The following is a 15,144-nucleotide window of genomic DNA, read 5'->3' on the forward strand; positions in this document are numbered from 1 at the left end:
ACGGCACTCGCCCCGCACGCGGGAGAGGGGTTGGGGTGAGGGCCGGCTTTGGTCGTACGACCATCGTCGCAGGGAGCGGCCCCTGTCCTCCGGACTATGCTCGGCTCAGGCCAGGCAGGTTCCGGAGGGTGTCATGCAGTACGAGCAGATCTACCGCCGTTCCATCGAAGCGCCGGAGGCGTTCTGGGCCGAGGAGGCCAAGGCGATCCATTGGCATCGTCCACCGCAGCAGATCCTGGACTACTCCAATCCGCCATTCCGGCGTTGGTTCGTCGGCGGTGAAACCAACCTCTGCTACAACGCGGTCGACCGGCACCTGGCCGAACGTGCCGACCAGCTGGCGCTGGTCGCCATTTCCACCGAGACCAACATCACCCGCGAGATCACCTACCGCGAGCTGTACCGCGAAGTGAACGCCTTCGCTGCGGTGCTCAAGCGGCTGGAGGTCGGCCGTGGTGACCGGGTGGTGATCTACATGCCGAACATGGCCGAGGCGGTGTTCGCGATGCTGGCCTGTGCGCGCATCGGCGCGGTGCATTCGGTGGTGTTCGGGGGCTTCGCGGCACACAACCTGGCGCTGCGCATCGACGATGCCCAGCCGAAGCTGCTGATCGCGGCCGATGCCGGCATGCGCGGTGGCAAGGTGATCCCCTACAAGCCGATGGTCGATGCCGCCTGTGCGGAAGCGCAGGCCCCGCCGCCGAAGGTGCTGATCGTCTCGCGCGGGCTGGATGCCGCAGAGCCGAAGGTGCCCGGCCGTGACGAGGACTACGCCACGCTGCGCGCGCAGGTGGGTGAGGCGGAAGTGCCGGTGGAGTGGCTGGAATCCAACGAGCCCAGCTATCTGCTGTATACCTCGGGCACCACCGGCAAGCCGAAGGGCGTGCAGCGTGACGTGGGGGGCTATGCGGTGGCGATGGCGCAGTCGATGCGTACGGTGTTCGATTGCGCACCGGGGCAGGTGATGTTCTCCACGTCCGATGTTGGCTGGGCGGTGGGGCATTCCTACAACGTGTACGGGCCGCTGATCGGTGGCTGCACGTCGCTGTTGTACGAAGGCCTGCCGATCCATCCGGATGCCGGCATCTGGTGGGCGCTGTGCGAGCAGTACGGCGTGCGCACGATGTTCTCCTCGCCCACGGCCATCCGCGTGCTGAAGAAGCACGACGTGGACTTCATCCATCGCCACGACCTGTCCGAGCTGAAGTACCTGTTCCTGGCCGGCGAGCCGCTGGACGAGCCGACCGCACAGTGGATCAGCGGTGCGCTGCACAAGCCGGTGATCGACAACTACTGGCAGACCGAAACCGGCTGGCCGGCGCTGACCCTGTTGCCTGGATTGGAGATGAAGCAGGTCAGGTTCGGCTCGCCGGGTTTCCCCAACCTGGGCTACCGGATGAAGGTGATCGACGAGCAGAGCGGGGCGGAAGTGGCACCGGGCCAGAAGGGTGTGCTGGTGATCCAGCCGCCGTTGCCGCCGGGATGCATGAGCACGGTCTGGAACGACGACGAGCGCTTCCTCAAGAGTTATTTCAGCCACTTCAAGGAGCTGCTGTACAGCTCGCTGGACTGGGCGATCCGCGACGAGGACGGCTACACCTTCATCCTTGGCCGCACCGATGACGTGATCAACGTGGCCGGGCACCGGCTGGGCACGCGCGAGATCGAGGAGGCCATCTCCGGGCATCCCCGGGTGGCCGAGGCGGCGGTGATCGGCGTGCACGATGAGCTCAAGGGCCAGGTGCCCTTGGTATTCGTCACCCTGAAGCAGGCCGCCACGGCCGAGGAGGTCGAGGGGCTGGCCGCGGAGATGGTGCAACGGGTGACCGGCTCGCTGGGAGCGGTGGCCCGTCCGGCCCACGTGCATATCGTCAACGCGCTTCCCAAGACGCGTTCGGGTAAGCTGCTGAGGCGTTCGTTGCAGGCATTGGCGGAACGGCGCGACCCGGGGGACCTGTCGACACTCGACGACCCGGGCGCTCTGGAGGAAATCCGCCGCGCGCTGGGGACCTAGCGCAGCCGGGCCGGTGGGCCGCAAGGGCGGCGATCGCAAGGGGGCGGTACGTGTACAGGTAAGCGGATCCGGGGCGGGGGCCCCGGGTCAATGGCGCGTGCCGTGTTTGCGATGCACAACCGAGGAGGGGGAATGGCATTGATCCATGCCAAGACGGCCGCTGGCCGCCAGGAAATCGAGGACCGTGGCCTGCGCCTGGCCGCAGGGTTGCGGTCGGTACTGCTGCTGGTGGACGGGCAGCGTGACGGCAACGAGCTGCGGCAGATGGCGCTGGGGCTGCGTGCGCCGGATGACGTGCTTGAACAACTCTCGGCGCTGGGGCTGATCGAAGTGGTCGGTGGCAGCGTCGATCGGGCACCGGCGGTGCCGGTGGTTCCGCTGACCAGCCATCTGGGCGACGATCCGCTGCGCTACCAGCAGCTGCGTGACTGGATGTCCGAAACGGTACGCAAGCACCTGGGCCTGAAGGGCTACATGATCCAGCTCAGGATCGACCGTTGCCGCGATGCACCGGGGCTGGAGCAGCTGTGGCCGGACGTGGCCGGTGCGCTGGGCAAGGCCAAGAGCCCGGCATTCGCCAGCCGCTGGCTGGAAGAGACGCGCGCCAAGGTACTGGCCTGACCGCCGCGCGGCCGGACGGCCGCGCGGCATGCCGGCGATCCACCGCACGGGCACTATCATGGTCGCTCGTACCCAGTGGAGCAGCAGGCATGGACCAGCAGGACAACGGCGGGATCAGCACCGCGGGATGGGATGCCATCAACGCCGCGTTGGCGGCGCTGTACCCGGGGCAGGAGCCGAAGCACTACGGCACCGTGGTGTCGCATACGCTCGGTGGCAATGATCCGCTGGATGGGATCAGCATCTACTGGAACGATGCGCCGCAGCCGCACTGGCATTACGTCACCTACGGGTTCTCCGAGCTGTACGACAAGCAGAGCGAGGACCTGGAGGAAAGCGGCTTCGGCTTCGAGCTGACCTTCCGGCTGGCCGCCGAACCTGGCGAACACCGTGAAGGCACCCCGCCGAGCTGGCCGATGAACCTGCTGCAGAACCTCGCGCGCTATGTGTTCAGCAGTGGCAACGTGTTCGAAGCCGGGCACCACCTCGATGCCAATGGCCCGATCGCGCTGGACAGCCCCACCCAGCTGCGCCACCTGGCATTCGTGAACGACCCGCAGCTGCCGCCGATCCCCAGCGCCAACGGCCGGCTCGCGTTCCTGCAGCTGGTCGGCCTGACCGACGAGGAGATGGCGGCGGTCAAGCGTTGGTCCACGCAGGGCGTGCTGGATGTGTTCCTGCCGGCGATGCCGCTGTGGATCACCGAGCTGGCGCGGCCCTCGCTGCTGGAGGATCCGGCGGTGGCGGCGCAACTGGAGGCAGGCAGCCAGCGGGAAGGCTCCAGCACCGGCATGTTGTTCGTGGAGATGCTGGACTGGTCGGTCGAAGGGCCACTGACCACGCTGGTGCTGGGCGCCGGCCAGGTCGCCAGCGTGCTGGAACTGCTGCCGTTGCGCCTGCATCACGACAAACCGCTGCTGATCCTGGCCAATGACCGCCAGTGGCGTTTCGAGCCGGGTGTCGCCGACGATGTGCAGAGTGACGCCGACAGCGTGCGCTGCGTGCTGTCCGATGCCAGCCTGGCGGCGATGCTGGCCAGTGTGCGGCCCGAGCGCGGCCTCTACCCGCTGCCGGGCGGACGCTTGCAGGTGGAGGTACGGCCGACGCTGCTGCGCGACGGGCAGGGTGAGGTGATCCGCGAGATTGGTTGAGGCATGGCCGCCGGCGATGGACGGCGGTCAGTTGCCGGACGGGCGCGGGTGCCTTCCGGCGACGGGCAGCGAGAACTCGAAGCGCGCGCCTTCGTCGCTGTCGGCGAGCGTGATCCGGCGGTGGTGCAACTGAAGGATGCGGTGCACGATCAACAGGCCCAGCCCGCCGCTGTCCGGGCGCTGGCTGCCCAGTGCCGGCGGCGTGCTGAACAACTGCGCGCGCCGCTCCGGGGCAATGCCCGGGCCGGTATCGGAAACGCTGACCTGTACCTCGCCGGCAACGGCCTGCAGGGTCACCTGCACGTGCCCGCCTTCCGGCGTGTGGCGGATGGCGTTGTCGAGCAGGTTGGTCAGCACGCGCTCGATCAGTCCCAGGTCGGCCTCCACGGCGGGCAGCCCGGCCGGGATCCCGGCGCGCAGCGATTGCCGGCGCGCCTGCGCGGCCAGTTCGAATTTCTGGAACACGTCCTGGACCAGGTCCGGCAGCGAGAAGGCCTGCAGGTCCAACACCACGCCGCCGTGCTCCAGCCGCGCCAGTTCGAACAGTGCCTGCGCCAGCCGGCCGACCTTGTTGCTCTGTGACAGGGCGATGGCGAGGTAGCGCTGGCGTTCCTCGGGGCTGAGCGTGGCGTCCTTGAGCGCCAGCGTTTCCAGATAGCCATGCAGCGAGGACAGCGGCGTGCGCAGGTCGTGCGAGATGTTGGCGACCAGTTCGCGTCGTTGCAGGTCCTGCTGGCGCAGCTGCTGCCATTGCTCGCCGATGCGCTGGGCCATGTGGGTGAAGCTGTGCTGCAGGATGGTGAGTTCATCGCGTTCGCCCGGCCGCGGGGCGCGCGGTGCGGGCAGCCTGGCCGGTGCGCCGGCTTCCATGTCGAAGGCCTGGATGTCATCGGTGAGCTGGCGCAGCGGCCGCGTCACCCAGCGGAAGGCGACCACGCCGGCGAGCAGGCCGACCCCCGCGACGATGGCCAGCGACCACAACGTGGTGCGCAGGCTGGTGCTGGCGGCGACGTTCGCGGCCAATGCCTCGTGTTGTTCGCCGACCAGCACCACGTAGATGTAGCCGACCTGGCGGCCCTGCACGACCAGCGGCGCGGCGTTGAACACCTTGCGCCCGCCGAGGCTGCGCGGGTCGTCGCCGAGGATCGGCAAGGCCGCGCCAGCCAGCAGCGCCTGCACCGGGGCCAGGTCGACGCGGTCGCGCTTGAGGTGCCCATCCGGCGCGTCGTGGCCGAGGATGCGGCCCTGGTCGTCGAGCAGGTAGACCTCGACGCTGGGGTTGACCGCCATCAGCTTGCCGAACAGCGCGCGGACCTCGCCTTCGCGCATGCCGCCGGCATCCATCAATTCGCCGCGGCGCGCGATGTGCTCGGCCAGGCCGCGTGACAGGCGCTGCACGGTTTCCTGCTCGTGCATGCGCGTGCTGCGCATCTGTATCCACGCCAACGCGCCGCAGCACACCAGCAACAATGCGCAGAACACCACCGACAGGCGCTGGGAGAGGGTGAGCCGGTTCATGCCGTGCTCCCGTCGTCGCTGGCCAGCTTGTAGCCGCGCCCCCACACGGTGAGGATGCGCCGCGGTTCGGCCGGGTCGCGTTCGATCTTGTTGCGCAGGCGGTTGATGTGGGTGTTGACGGTGTGTTCGTAGCCATCGTGGCGATGGCCCCAGACCTGGTTGAGCAGGTCCATGCGCGAGTACACCTGGTCCGGATGACGGGCGAAGAAGTACAGCAGGTCGAACTCGCGCGGGGTGAGGTCCAGCGGGGTGCCGTCCACCTGCGCGGTGCGTGCCACCGGGTCGATGCGGACGCCGGCGGTCTCGATCTCGCCGGCATCGATGCGGGCGTTCTGTGCCATGGCTTCGACACGGCGCAGCAGCGCCTTGACCCGTGCCACCAGTTCCAGCATCGAGAACGGCTTGGCCAGGTAATCGTCGGCGCCCAGTTCCAGGCCAAGGATGCGGTGCACCTCGCTGGCACGCGCGCTGGTGATGATGATCGGCGTGTAGCGCGTCATCGCACGCGCACGCCGGCAGATCTCCAGCCCGTCCACGCCGGGCAGCATCAGGTCCAGCACCAGCGCGCTCCATTGCTGGTCCTCGAGCAGGCGCAGGCCTTCGTCACCCGTGGCTGCGTGGGTGACGTCATAGCCTTCGTCGCGCAGGTGCATGCGCAGCAGGTTGGCGATGTGGGCATCGTCCTCGACGATCAGGACACGTTTTGCACTGCTCATCGGCAGGTCGGGGCCAGCGGGGAGATGGCGCCATTGTCGATGGATAACGGCGGCGATGTGTCACGGAAAATTTAACTCTGCGTGAGGATTCGTTGACCGTCGCGGGCACAGCATGGGCACATCATCCCTGCCAGGAGATTGGCCATGTCCCTCACCCGCCGCAGATTGCTGGGCATCGGTGGCAGCCTGGCCGCGGCCAGCCTGTTCGGCCTCAGTGGCTGCGGCCGGGCCGCGCCGGCGACCGCCGCCACCGGGCACCGCTTCGAGGTCATGCACAGCGACGCGCAATGGCGGCAGCTGCTGACGCCGGGGCAGTACGCGGTGTTGCGTGGGCAGGGCACCGAGCGGCCGTTCAGCAGCCCGCTCAACGACGAGCATCGGCGCGGTACGTTTGCCTGCGCCGGTTGCGCGCTGCCGCTGTTTTCCTCGGCCACCAAGTTCGACAGCGGCACCGGCTGGCCCAGTTTCTGGGCACCGCTGCACGGCGCGGTGGAACAGGCGCGCGACACCAGCTTCGGCATGGTGCGTGCGGCCGTGCACTGCCACCGGTGCGGCGGCCATCTCGGCCATGTCTTCAACGACGGCCCGCGCCCGACCGGCCTGCGCTACTGCATGAACGGCGTGGCCCTGCAGTTCATGGCGGCCTGAGCGCCATCTACGTTCCCCGACAAGGATCCCTCCATGCTCCTGTTCGTGCTGGCTTACCTGGGTGGCGTGCTCACCCTGCTCAGCCCCTGCATCCTGCCGGTGCTGCCGTTCGTGTTCGCCCGGGCCGACCGGCCGTTCCTGCGCAGCGGCCTGCCGTTGCTGCTGGGGATGGCGTTGATGTTCGCGGTGGTGGCGAGCCTGGCGGCGGTCGGCAGCCATTGGGTGGTCCAGGCCAACCAGGTCGGGCGCTGGATCGCGCTGGTGGTGATGGCGCTGTTCGCGCTGGCGTTGCTGTGGCCGGCCCTGGCCGACCGCCTGTTGTCGCCGCTGCAGCGGCTGGGCGCGCGGCTGGGCACGGTGGCTGACAGTGCCGCCGATGCCGGCCGGGGCGGGGTGATGACCTCGCTGCTGCTGGGCGTGGCCACCGGCCTGTTGTGGGCGCCTTGTGCCGGGCCGATCCTCGGCCTGATCCTGACCGGTGCGGCGTTGCAGGGCGCCAATGCCGGCACCTCCGGGCTGTTGCTGGCCTATGCGCTGGGCGCGGCCACTGCGCTGGGATTGGCGGTGTGGGTCGGCGGGCGCGTGTTCGCGGCGTTGAAGCGGCGGCTGGGGACCAGCGAGTGGATCCGGCGGGGCCTGGGCGCGGCGGCATTGCTGGCGGTGGTTGCGATCGCGATGGGCTGGGACACCGGGCTGCTGACCCGTGCCTCCACGCCCAGTACCACCCGGCTGGAGCAGGGCCTGCTGGACCGCTGGCACACGCCTGCCCGCGGGGCGGGGCCGGCGATGATGATGATGGCCGCTGACCCCGGCGCGGGTGCGGCCCTGCCGGTCGAGGGCGCATTGCCTTCGCTGGCCGGTGCAACGGCCTGGCTCAATGGCCCGCCGTTGGAGGCAGCAACGCTGCGCGGCAAGGTGGTGCTGGTCGATTTCTGGACCTATTCCTGCATCAACTGCCTGCGCACCTTGCCGTACGTGCGGCAGTGGGCCGAGCGCTACCGCGACCACGGGCTGGTGGTGATTGGCGTGCATGCACCGGAGTTCGCCTTCGAACGTGACCGCGACAACGTGGAGCGTGCGGTGAAGGAACTGGGCATCACCTATCCGGTGGCCATCGACAACGACTACGCGATCTGGCGCGGCTTCGACAACCACTACTGGCCGGCGCACTACTTCATCGATGCGCAGGGGCGCATCCGTGCCCACCACTTCGGTGAGGGCGACTACGCCAACTCCGAGCAGATCATCCGCCAGCTGCTGCGCGAGGCGGGCAACCCGCTGCCCGGCGAGGCGCCGACCATGATGGGCGGCGCACAGGAAGGCGTGGCATTGCAGGCGGACATGGACAACCTGCGGTCGCCGGAAACCTACATTGGCCATGCGCGCGCCGAGCACTTTGCCTCGCCGGGCGGGCAGAAACCCGGCCAGGTGGCTGACTACCAGGCGCCCACGTCGCTGCAGCTCAACCAGTGGGCGCTCGGCGGCCGCTGGAAAGTGGAGGGCGAAGACGCGCAGCTGCAGCAGCGCGGCGGTCGCATCGTGTTCCGCTTCCATGCCCGTGACCTGCATCTGGTGCTGGCGCCCCGCGACCCGGCCCATCCGGTGCGCTTCCGCGTGCGCATCGATGGCAAGGCCCCGGGTGCCGACGCCGGTGGCGACGTATCGGCCAGCGGTGAGGGCGTGGTCGACGAGAACCGCCTGTACCAGTTGATCCGCCAGCACGGCGATGTCCAGGAACGCAGCTTCGAGATCGAGTTCCTGGATCCGGACGTGCGTGCCTATGCCTTCACCTTTGGTTGAACCGGGAGCAGACGATGAAGATCGCAGCGGAAAAATGGGTGGCCGGCGGCATCGCGATGGCCGTTGCCGGCCTGCTGATGGCGATGGCGCTGGGCATGGGCCGGCCGGTGCAGGCGGCGCCGGCCAAGGTCCCGGTGCCGGCCGCCGCCGGCGCGGCGGACCTGCACCAGCCTGGCATGCGGCACGCCCGGGTGGTGTTTGCCGGTGGCTGCTTCTGGGGCGTGCAGGGCGTGTTCCAGCACGTGAAGGGCGTGCAGAGCGCGGTGTCCGGTTACATCGGTGGCAGCGCTGCCGACGCCCACTATGCGCGGGTCAGCAGCGGAACCACCGATCATGCCGAAGCGGTGCAGGTCACCTACGACCCGGCCCAGGTCAGTTACGCGCAGCTGATGCAGGTGTTCTTCTCGGTGGTGCACGACCCGACCCAGTTGAACCGGCAGGGGCCGGACCATGGCAGCCAGTACCGTTCGGCGATCTATGCCGACGATGCGGGCATGCGTGCGGCGAGCTTGGCCTACATCGCGCAGCTGCAGCGCAGTGGCGTGTTCCCGGCGCCGTTGGCCACCCGCGTGGACGGAGGCAAGGCGTTCTACGTGGCCGAGGGCTATCACCAGAACTACCTCGCGCTGCATCCGGATGCGCTGTACGTGCGCATCAACGACCTGCCGAAGGTGGAGGCGCTCAGGCAGCAGTACCCGGCCCTTTACCGGCAGACGCCGCAGCTGATGATGACGGTGTCGGTGCGCTGAGCCGGCGAGGGCGCCGAAAACGCAACGGGCCGCCGGCAACTGTACCGGCGGCCCGTGATGTACGCGGTGGCGCGGGGCTCAGCTCAGGCCTTCGGCCTGCATCGCGGCCTGCACCGCGGCGTCGGCGCGCAGGCGCTGCTCATAGCGGTCCAGCGCGTCCAGGCCGCTCAGGTCGACCTGGGTGCCACGGGCCCAGCGCAGGGTCACGAAGGCATAGGCATCGGCGATCGACGGGCGCGGCGTGCCGCCCAGCCAGTCGACCTGTGCCACGCGGTCGTTGATGCGCTGGAAGTAGCCGCGCAGCTTCTCGCGCGCGTTCTGCTGGGTCAGCGCGATGGCCGCCTCGTCGCCCAGGTACTTGGTCGAACCGAAGATCGGGTGGAAGGCCGGATGCACGTCGGCGTTGACGAAGGACAGCCAACGGTCCACTTCGGCACGGGTGCGCAGGTCGCTGCCACCATCGAGCGCGGCCTGAGGGGCCTTGCCGCTGATGTAGTGGAGGATGGCGGCATTCTGGGTCAGCACCCAGTCGTCGTCCTCGAGCACCGGCACCGCACCGGCCGGGTTCTTGGCCAGGAATTCCGGCGACTTCATGGTGGCGTAGTCGACAACCTCCGCCTCGAACGGCAGGCCGGACCAGATCAGGGTGATGTGGTCGGCCAGCGAGCAGGCGCCTGGCTTGGTGTAGAGCTTCATGCGGGTCCTGGAGGAAGGGAATGGACCCGCATTATCGCCACAACCGGGGAATGACCGGTGATGGCGCGGTGGCACGCACTGTCCGGGCGCTGGGACGCGGGCTCAGGACGAACGCGGCTTGAGCGACTGCACCTTATAGAAGGTGTGCCCGCCGATGGTGGCCACCTGGTAGGCGTTGCGCCAGCTCGGGCTGGCGATGGCGTGGGCGGCGAAGTGGCTGGCGCCCGGCACGATCTCCTTGCGCTCCCCGGCCGGCAGCGCCCAGTTGCGCTCGGCGGCGAAGGCCACGTCGACGGCTTCGGCCCAGGCGTCGTCATTGCGCAGTTGGGTACCCGGTGCCACCAGGGTGGGGGCGAACTGCTTGCGTGCCGTCACCACCTGGCACATCGAGTCTCCCCACAGGCCACTGTCGAGGCGGCGCAGGGCGACTTCGGCGACGGCCTGTTGGCCGCGCAGGGTCTGGTCGCGGGCTTCCAGGTAAACGGTGGTGCTCAGGCACAACGAGTCGGCTGCCGGCTGCGGCAACATCTGCGACAGCCAGAGAATCCAGGCCAGTTTCATAAATCTCCTTGCTCCGTGTGGGCCACGGCCGCCGGGTTCCGGATATCGGATGGAACCAGGGACAACCGCGACTTGGCGTTATGGGGAGGCGGCCGTGGCATCGGGGCCGCCCCGTGGGCGGCCCTCGATCAGATCGGGGAGGGCCGCGCCTTGCTCACCGGAACTGGTGGGTGAGCGAGAAGTGCGCGCAAGGTAGGGGGGCGATCCCAAACTTTTCCTGAATGCGGATTCTTGACATTCAGGTTTGTTGCAGGGGCCGGAACCGATCGGCGGGACCGTTTTCGACCCCGCCGCCCGGGCCGTGACTGTGCTTTGCATCACGGAAAAGGCGGCAGTGTGTGCCGCATGGGCCGGTGACGCGGCGCCGCCGGGCGGGTTGCCCGGCGTGCACGGACCCTCAGAGTGCCGCGGCCAACCGGCTGCCCTGGTCGATGGCCCGCTTGGCGTCCAGTTCGGCGGCGACGTCGGCACCGCCAATGATGTGGACGCTGCGGCCCTGCGCCTGCAGCTCGGCGGCCAGGCTGCGCTGCGGCTCCTGGCCGGCGCAGACCACCACGGTACCCACGTCCAGCAATTGCTCCTGGCCATCCACGCGGATGCGCAGGCCGTGGTCGTCCACGCCCAGGTACTCGACCCCGCCCAGCATCTGCACACCCTTGGCCTTGAGCGTGGCGCGGTGGATCCAGCCGGTGGTCTTGCCCAGGCGCGCGCCGGGCTTGCCCGGGCTGCGCTGCAGCAGCCAGACCTTGCGGGCCGGCGCTTCGGGCTGCGGGGGGGTGAGCGCGCCCCGGTTGCTGAAGCTCGGGTCCACGCCCCATTCGGCCATCCAGCGTGCCGGGTCCAGCGCCGGCGAAGGGCCTTCGTGGACCAGGAACTCGCCGACGTCGAAGCCGATGCCGCCGGCGCCGATGATCGCCACCTTGTCGGCGGCGTGGACCCGGCCCAGCAGCACGTCCAGGTAGCTCACCACCATCGGGTGGTCGGCACCGGGGAAGTCCACCCGGCGCGGCAGGATGCCGGTGGCGACCACGACCTCGTCGAAGCCGGCCAGCGTGGCGGCGTCGGCGCGGGTGTCCAGGCGCACGTCCACGCCGGTGTCGGCCAGGCGATGGCGGAAGTAGCGCAGGGTCTCGTGGAACTCTTCCTTGCCCGGGATGCGCTTAGCGACATTGAACTGCCCGCCGATCTCGCCGGCGGCATCGAACAGGGTGACCTGGTGGCCACGCTCGGCCGCGACCGTGGCGCAGGCCAGGCCGGCCGGGCCGGCGCCGACCACCGCTACCCGCTTGGGCGCTGTGGTCGGGCGGTAGACGAGCTCAGTCTCGTGCGCGGCGCGCGGGTTGACCAGGCAGGTAGCGCGTTTGTTGACGAAGATGTGGTCCAGGCAGGCCTGGTTGCAGGCGATGCAGGTATTGATGGTCTCCGGTTTTCCGGCGCGGGCCTTGGCCGGCCAGTGCGGGTCGGCCAGCAACGGGCGTGCCAGCGAGACCATGTCGGCGTGACCATCGGCCAGCACCCGTTCGGCCACGTCCGGCATGTTGATGCGGTTGACCGCCACCACCGGCACGTTGACGTGCGGCCGCAGCTTGGCGGTCACGCCGGTGAACGCCGCGCGCGGCACCGAAGTGGCGATGGTCGGAACCCGTGCCTCGTGCCAGCCGATGCCGGAGTTGATGATCGTGGCCCCGGCCGCTTCGATGGCCTTGGCCTGCAGCAGGATCTCTTCCCAGTTGCTGCCGTCCTCGACCAGGTCCAGCAGCGATAACCGGTAGATGATGATGAAGTCCGGGCCGCAGGCCTCGCGGATCCGGCGCACGATCTCCACGGCAAAGCGCATGCGCTTGCTGGCGTCGCCGCCCCAGGCATCGCTGCGCTTGTTGGTGCGCGGGGCGATGAACTCGTTGATCAGGTAGCCCTCCGAGCCCATCACCTCCACGCCGTCGTAGCCGGCCTCGCGGGCCAACCGGGCGGCGCGGGCGTAGCTGGCGATCTGGCGGTCCACGCCCCAACTGCTCAGCGCGCGCGGGGTGAACGGGTTGATCGGTGCCTTCAGCTTCGAGGGGGCCACCTGCAACGGGTGGTAGGCGTAGCGGCCGGCATGCAGCAGCTGCAGGCAGATCTTGGCGCCGTGCGCATGGACCGCCGCGGTGACCGGGCGGTGCCGGCCCACTTCCCAGGGCCAGGACAGCTTGCTGCCGAACGGCGCCAGCCAGCCGGCGATGTTCGGTGAAAAGCCGCCGGTGACCAGCAGCGCCGCACCGCCGGCCGCGCGCTCGCCGAAATAGGCGGCCAGCTTGGGGAAGTCGCGGCTGTGGTCCTCCAGGCCGGTATGCATCGAGCCCATCAGGATGCGGTTGCGGAGCTGGGTGAAGCCCAGGTCCAGCGGTGCGAACAGGTGCGGATAGGCGGTGTCGGTGGCTGGCGGCATCTTGGATACGCTTGCGTACGGAATACCCCCATTCTGAGGGGCAAGGCCGTCTTTTCTCAATCCTCGCCCTGGCGCCCCGCCGAAACCGCCGGCGGGGAAGGCGCCCTGCCTAGCAAATGATTGTTGTCATCGGATTACAATCCGTGCCGGCCGGCCGGGTTCCAGCGCTGGCAGGACAGGGGCGTCACTATTTTGAATACACAGATTTCTTCGCCCGCAGGGGCGAGGTTGTTCCCGCGCTTGTGGCTGCTGGTGGCAGGGATTGCCATGTTCGGTGCGGTGGCGCGGGTCTCGATGTGGCTGGCCTATGCCGGCGCGGGCCGGGGCAGCGAGCTGCTGTGGCCGGTGCTGTGGCAGGGCATGCGCTATGACCTGGTGGCCGGCGCGGTGTCCGCGCTGCTGGTGGCCCTGCTGGCCGCACCGCTGTGGCTGTCGGGCCGGCGCGAGCAGGCGGTGCGCTGCGCGCAATGGCTGCTGGTCGCGATCCTGCTGCTGTTCGCGCTGCTGTCCATCTGCGAGCACTTCTACTACGCCTTCTACAAGACGCGGTTCGACCCGATCGTCTTCGGCATGTTCGAGGACGATACCGGGGCGATCCTGCAGACCGTCTGGGACGACTACCCGGTTGTCCCCGGCGTGCTGGCCCTGCTGGTTGCCGGCCTCGCGCTGGGCTGGCTGGTACCGCGGCTGGGGCAATGGCTGGGCCTGCGCTGGCCGGCCGGGTCCGGTGGCTGGGGCAAGGCCGCCGTGCTGGTCGTGCAGTGCGTGCTGTTGCTGCTGCTGGCGCGCGGTTCGGTGGGAACCTTCCCGCTGGTGCGTCGCGACGTCACCGTCTCGGCCGACCCGTTCGTCAATGCGCTGGTGCTCAACGCGCCGCTGACGCTCTACCGCGCCGCACGCGTGCGCGCCAAGGAAACCGACGTCGGCACCGACCCGCTGGTCGGCGTGCACCGGCTCGGGTTCGCCAGCCTGCAGGAAGCGGCCCACGCCGCGGGCCTGCCTTCCGGTGAGCCGGGCCATGTGCGGGCTGCGCTGTTCCCGACCGCGCCCGGCACGCCGCGCCCGCTGTCCAGTTCGCCGCACGTGGTGGTCGGGTTGCTGGAGTCGTTCGGCCAGGACCTGTTGTACAGCGACGGCCCCGGCAACGACATGCTGGGCCGCCTGCGTGGCGAGCTCGCCCATGGCTACCGTTTCGACAACTTCATCGCCGGCCAGAACGGGACCCACCCGGAACTGGAGAACCTGCTGCTGGGGTCGCCGATCACGCCGCTGACCGTTGGTCGCAACGCACGCATCACCTTCGACAGTTCCGCCGCGTTGCCGTTCAAGCGCGCCGGTTACCGCACCGCCTTCGTCTACGGCGGTGGCAGCGACTGGCGCGAGATCGGCACCACGTTCACCCGCCAGGGCTTCGACCGCGTCTACGACGCGCGTGACATCCGCCAGCAGTTCCCCAAGGCCGATGGCACCGAGTGGGGCCTGTATGACGCCTGGCTGTTCCGTTTCGCCCAGGCGCTGCTGGCCAAGGCCGATGCCGATGGCGAGCGGCTGTTCCTCGTGTTGCTGACCACCAGCAACCACCCTCCGTTCCAGCTGGACACCGTGCACCGCACGCTGCCGCAGGATCCGGCGGCACTGGGTCCGCGCGCGCTGCCCGACACCGCCGAGCTGCGGCGCATGCTGACCACCTACCAGTACCAGGCCGACGAGTTCGGCGCGTTCCTGCAGACGTTGCGGGAAAGCCCGCTCGGCGAGCGCACCATCATCGCCGCGGCCGGCGACCACAACCTGCGGACCCACTACCGCTACGACCTGCCGGCCGAGCAGGTCGACGTGGACCGCGTGTTCGCCTGGCTGCGGGTACCGCAGGCCTTCGCTCCCGCGGGCAGCGTGCCCGATACCCGCGCCTTCGCCGGGCATGCCGACCTGATTCCCACCGTGGTGTCGCTGGCGTTGCCGGGGCAGTCGTACTTCGCCACCGGTCGCAACCTGTGGGGCGCCGCCGGGGACGGCGGCGATGCACTGGCCCAGTTCGATCGCCTTTACACCCCGCAGGGCGTGCTGTGGCCGCTCGCCACCCCCCAGTTGCACGCATGGAAGGACGCCCGCCACCTGGCCGTCGAAGGCGTCGCACCGGACGCGGCGAGCGCGGCCCGCGCACGCCGCGTCGCCGCCGGGGTGGCATTGCGCGATTGGTACATCCGCGACCAGGTGCTGCAGAAGCGGCGCTGAGGTCCGGTGT

At 69.2% G+C, this 15,144-nt stretch carries 12 protein-coding genes; 7 read left to right on the top strand and 5 right to left on the bottom strand.

Features of this window, described 5'->3' with window-relative positions; all coding sequences use genetic code 11:
- Window positions 1–133: 133 nt before the first annotated feature.
- From prpE to ATCM_RS01590, 3 genes are all read left to right on the top strand, one after another.
- On the top strand, window positions 134–2,014 hold the full coding sequence (prpE, locus tag ATCM_RS01580; RefSeq protein ID WP_132862523.1) for a propionate--CoA ligase: 1,881 nt from the start codon (window positions 134–136) through the stop codon (window positions 2,012–2,014).
- A gap of 132 nt (window positions 2,015–2,146) precedes the next feature.
- Window positions 2,147–2,635 (top strand): hypothetical protein, encoded by a 489-nt coding sequence (locus tag ATCM_RS01585; RefSeq protein ID WP_132862524.1) that lies wholly within the window; start codon window positions 2,147–2,149, stop codon window positions 2,633–2,635.
- An 89-nt stretch (window positions 2,636–2,724) separates the two neighbouring features.
- A complete protein-coding gene (locus ATCM_RS01590; protein WP_132862525.1) occupies window positions 2,725–3,786 on the top strand; it encodes a suppressor of fused domain protein in 1,062 nt (353 codons plus the stop codon).
- Between the two features lie 27 nt (window positions 3,787–3,813).
- Here ATCM_RS01590 and ATCM_RS01595 read toward each other — a convergent pair whose 3' ends face one another.
- Window positions 3,814–5,304 (bottom strand): ATP-binding protein, encoded by a 1,491-nt coding sequence (locus tag ATCM_RS01595; RefSeq protein WP_132862526.1) that lies wholly within the window; start codon window positions 5,302–5,304, stop codon window positions 3,814–3,816.
- The gene (locus ATCM_RS01600) at window positions 5,301–6,020 is read right to left on the bottom strand and encodes a response regulator transcription factor (RefSeq protein ID WP_132862527.1); all 720 of its coding nucleotides are present in this window, start codon (window positions 6,018–6,020) and stop codon (window positions 5,301–5,303) included. The genes ATCM_RS01595 and ATCM_RS01600 overlap by 4 nt, the downstream gene beginning before the upstream one ends.
- 144 nt (window positions 6,021–6,164) lie before the next feature.
- On the opposite strand from ATCM_RS01600, the gene msrB reads away from it, so the two are divergent.
- From msrB to msrA, 3 genes are read left to right on the top strand one after another with little or no spacing between them, the layout of a single operon-like run.
- Complete coding sequence (gene msrB, locus ATCM_RS01605) at window positions 6,165–6,668, top strand: peptide-methionine (R)-S-oxide reductase MsrB (protein ID WP_132862528.1); 504 nt, start codon at window positions 6,165–6,167, stop codon at window positions 6,666–6,668.
- Window positions 6,669–6,701: 33 nt separating this feature from the next.
- Window positions 6,702–8,468, top strand: a complete 1,767-nt coding sequence (locus ATCM_RS01610; RefSeq protein ID WP_132862529.1) for a cytochrome c biogenesis protein DipZ — start codon at window positions 6,702–6,704, stop codon at window positions 8,466–8,468.
- A gap of 14 nt (window positions 8,469–8,482) precedes the next feature.
- On the top strand, window positions 8,483–9,217 hold the full coding sequence (gene msrA / locus ATCM_RS01615; protein WP_132862530.1) for a peptide-methionine (S)-S-oxide reductase MsrA: 735 nt from the start codon (window positions 8,483–8,485) through the stop codon (window positions 9,215–9,217).
- A gap of 78 nt (window positions 9,218–9,295) precedes the next feature.
- Here msrA and ATCM_RS01620 read toward each other — a convergent pair whose 3' ends face one another.
- The 3 genes from ATCM_RS01620 to ATCM_RS01630 all read right to left on the bottom strand — a co-directional run bounded on the left by ATCM_RS01620 (window position 9,296) and on the right by ATCM_RS01630 (window position 12,902).
- Window positions 9,296–9,913, bottom strand: coding sequence for a glutathione S-transferase N-terminal domain-containing protein (locus ATCM_RS01620; RefSeq protein WP_132862531.1), 618 nt, complete (start codon window positions 9,911–9,913; stop codon window positions 9,296–9,298).
- 102 nt (window positions 9,914–10,015) lie between these two features.
- On the bottom strand, window positions 10,016–10,474 hold the full coding sequence (locus ATCM_RS01625; RefSeq protein ID WP_132862532.1) for a cell wall hydrolase: 459 nt from the start codon (window positions 10,472–10,474) through the stop codon (window positions 10,016–10,018).
- 397 nt (window positions 10,475–10,871) lie between these two features.
- The gene (locus ATCM_RS01630) at window positions 10,872–12,902 is read right to left on the bottom strand and encodes an NADPH-dependent 2,4-dienoyl-CoA reductase (RefSeq protein WP_132862533.1); all 2,031 of its coding nucleotides are present in this window, start codon (window positions 12,900–12,902) and stop codon (window positions 10,872–10,874) included.
- A gap of 252 nt (window positions 12,903–13,154) precedes the next feature.
- On the opposite strand from ATCM_RS01630, the gene ATCM_RS01635 reads away from it, so the two are divergent.
- Window positions 13,155–15,134, top strand: a complete 1,980-nt coding sequence (locus tag ATCM_RS01635) for an LTA synthase family protein (protein WP_132862534.1) — start codon at window positions 13,155–13,157, stop codon at window positions 15,132–15,134.
- The last annotated feature ends 10 nt before the right edge of the window (window positions 15,135–15,144 follow it).

This window comes from Stenotrophomonas sp. ATCM1_4, assembly GCF_004348115.1.
Taxonomy (GTDB): domain Bacteria; phylum Pseudomonadota; class Gammaproteobacteria; order Xanthomonadales; family Xanthomonadaceae; genus Stenotrophomonas; species Stenotrophomonas capsici.

Excerpts from the sequence above, each read along its gene's own strand:
- prpE (WP_132862523.1), top strand. The coding sequence starts at position 134 with ATGCAGTACGAGCAGATCTACCGCCGTTCCATCGAAGCGCCGGAGGCG.
- ATCM_RS01585 (WP_132862524.1), top strand. The coding sequence starts at position 2,147 with ATGGCATTGATCCATGCCAAGACGGCCGCTGGCCGCCAGGAAATCGAG.
- ATCM_RS01590 (WP_132862525.1), top strand. The coding sequence starts at position 2,725 with ATGGACCAGCAGGACAACGGCGGGATCAGCACCGCGGGATGGGATGCC.
- ATCM_RS01595 (WP_132862526.1), bottom strand. The coding sequence starts at position 5,304 with ATGAACCGGCTCACCCTCTCCCAGCGCCTGTCGGTGGTGTTCTGCGCA.
- ATCM_RS01600 (WP_132862527.1), bottom strand. The coding sequence starts at position 6,020 with ATGAGCAGTGCAAAACGTGTCCTGATCGTCGAGGACGATGCCCACATC.
- msrB (WP_132862528.1), top strand. The coding sequence starts at position 6,165 with ATGTCCCTCACCCGCCGCAGATTGCTGGGCATCGGTGGCAGCCTGGCC.
- ATCM_RS01610 (WP_132862529.1), top strand. The coding sequence starts at position 6,702 with ATGCTCCTGTTCGTGCTGGCTTACCTGGGTGGCGTGCTCACCCTGCTC.
- msrA (WP_132862530.1), top strand. The coding sequence starts at position 8,483 with ATGAAGATCGCAGCGGAAAAATGGGTGGCCGGCGGCATCGCGATGGCC.
- ATCM_RS01620 (WP_132862531.1), bottom strand. The coding sequence starts at position 9,913 with ATGAAGCTCTACACCAAGCCAGGCGCCTGCTCGCTGGCCGACCACATC.
- ATCM_RS01625 (WP_132862532.1), bottom strand. The coding sequence starts at position 10,474 with ATGAAACTGGCCTGGATTCTCTGGCTGTCGCAGATGTTGCCGCAGCCG.
- ATCM_RS01630 (WP_132862533.1), bottom strand. The coding sequence starts at position 12,902 with ATGCCGCCAGCCACCGACACCGCCTATCCGCACCTGTTCGCACCGCTG.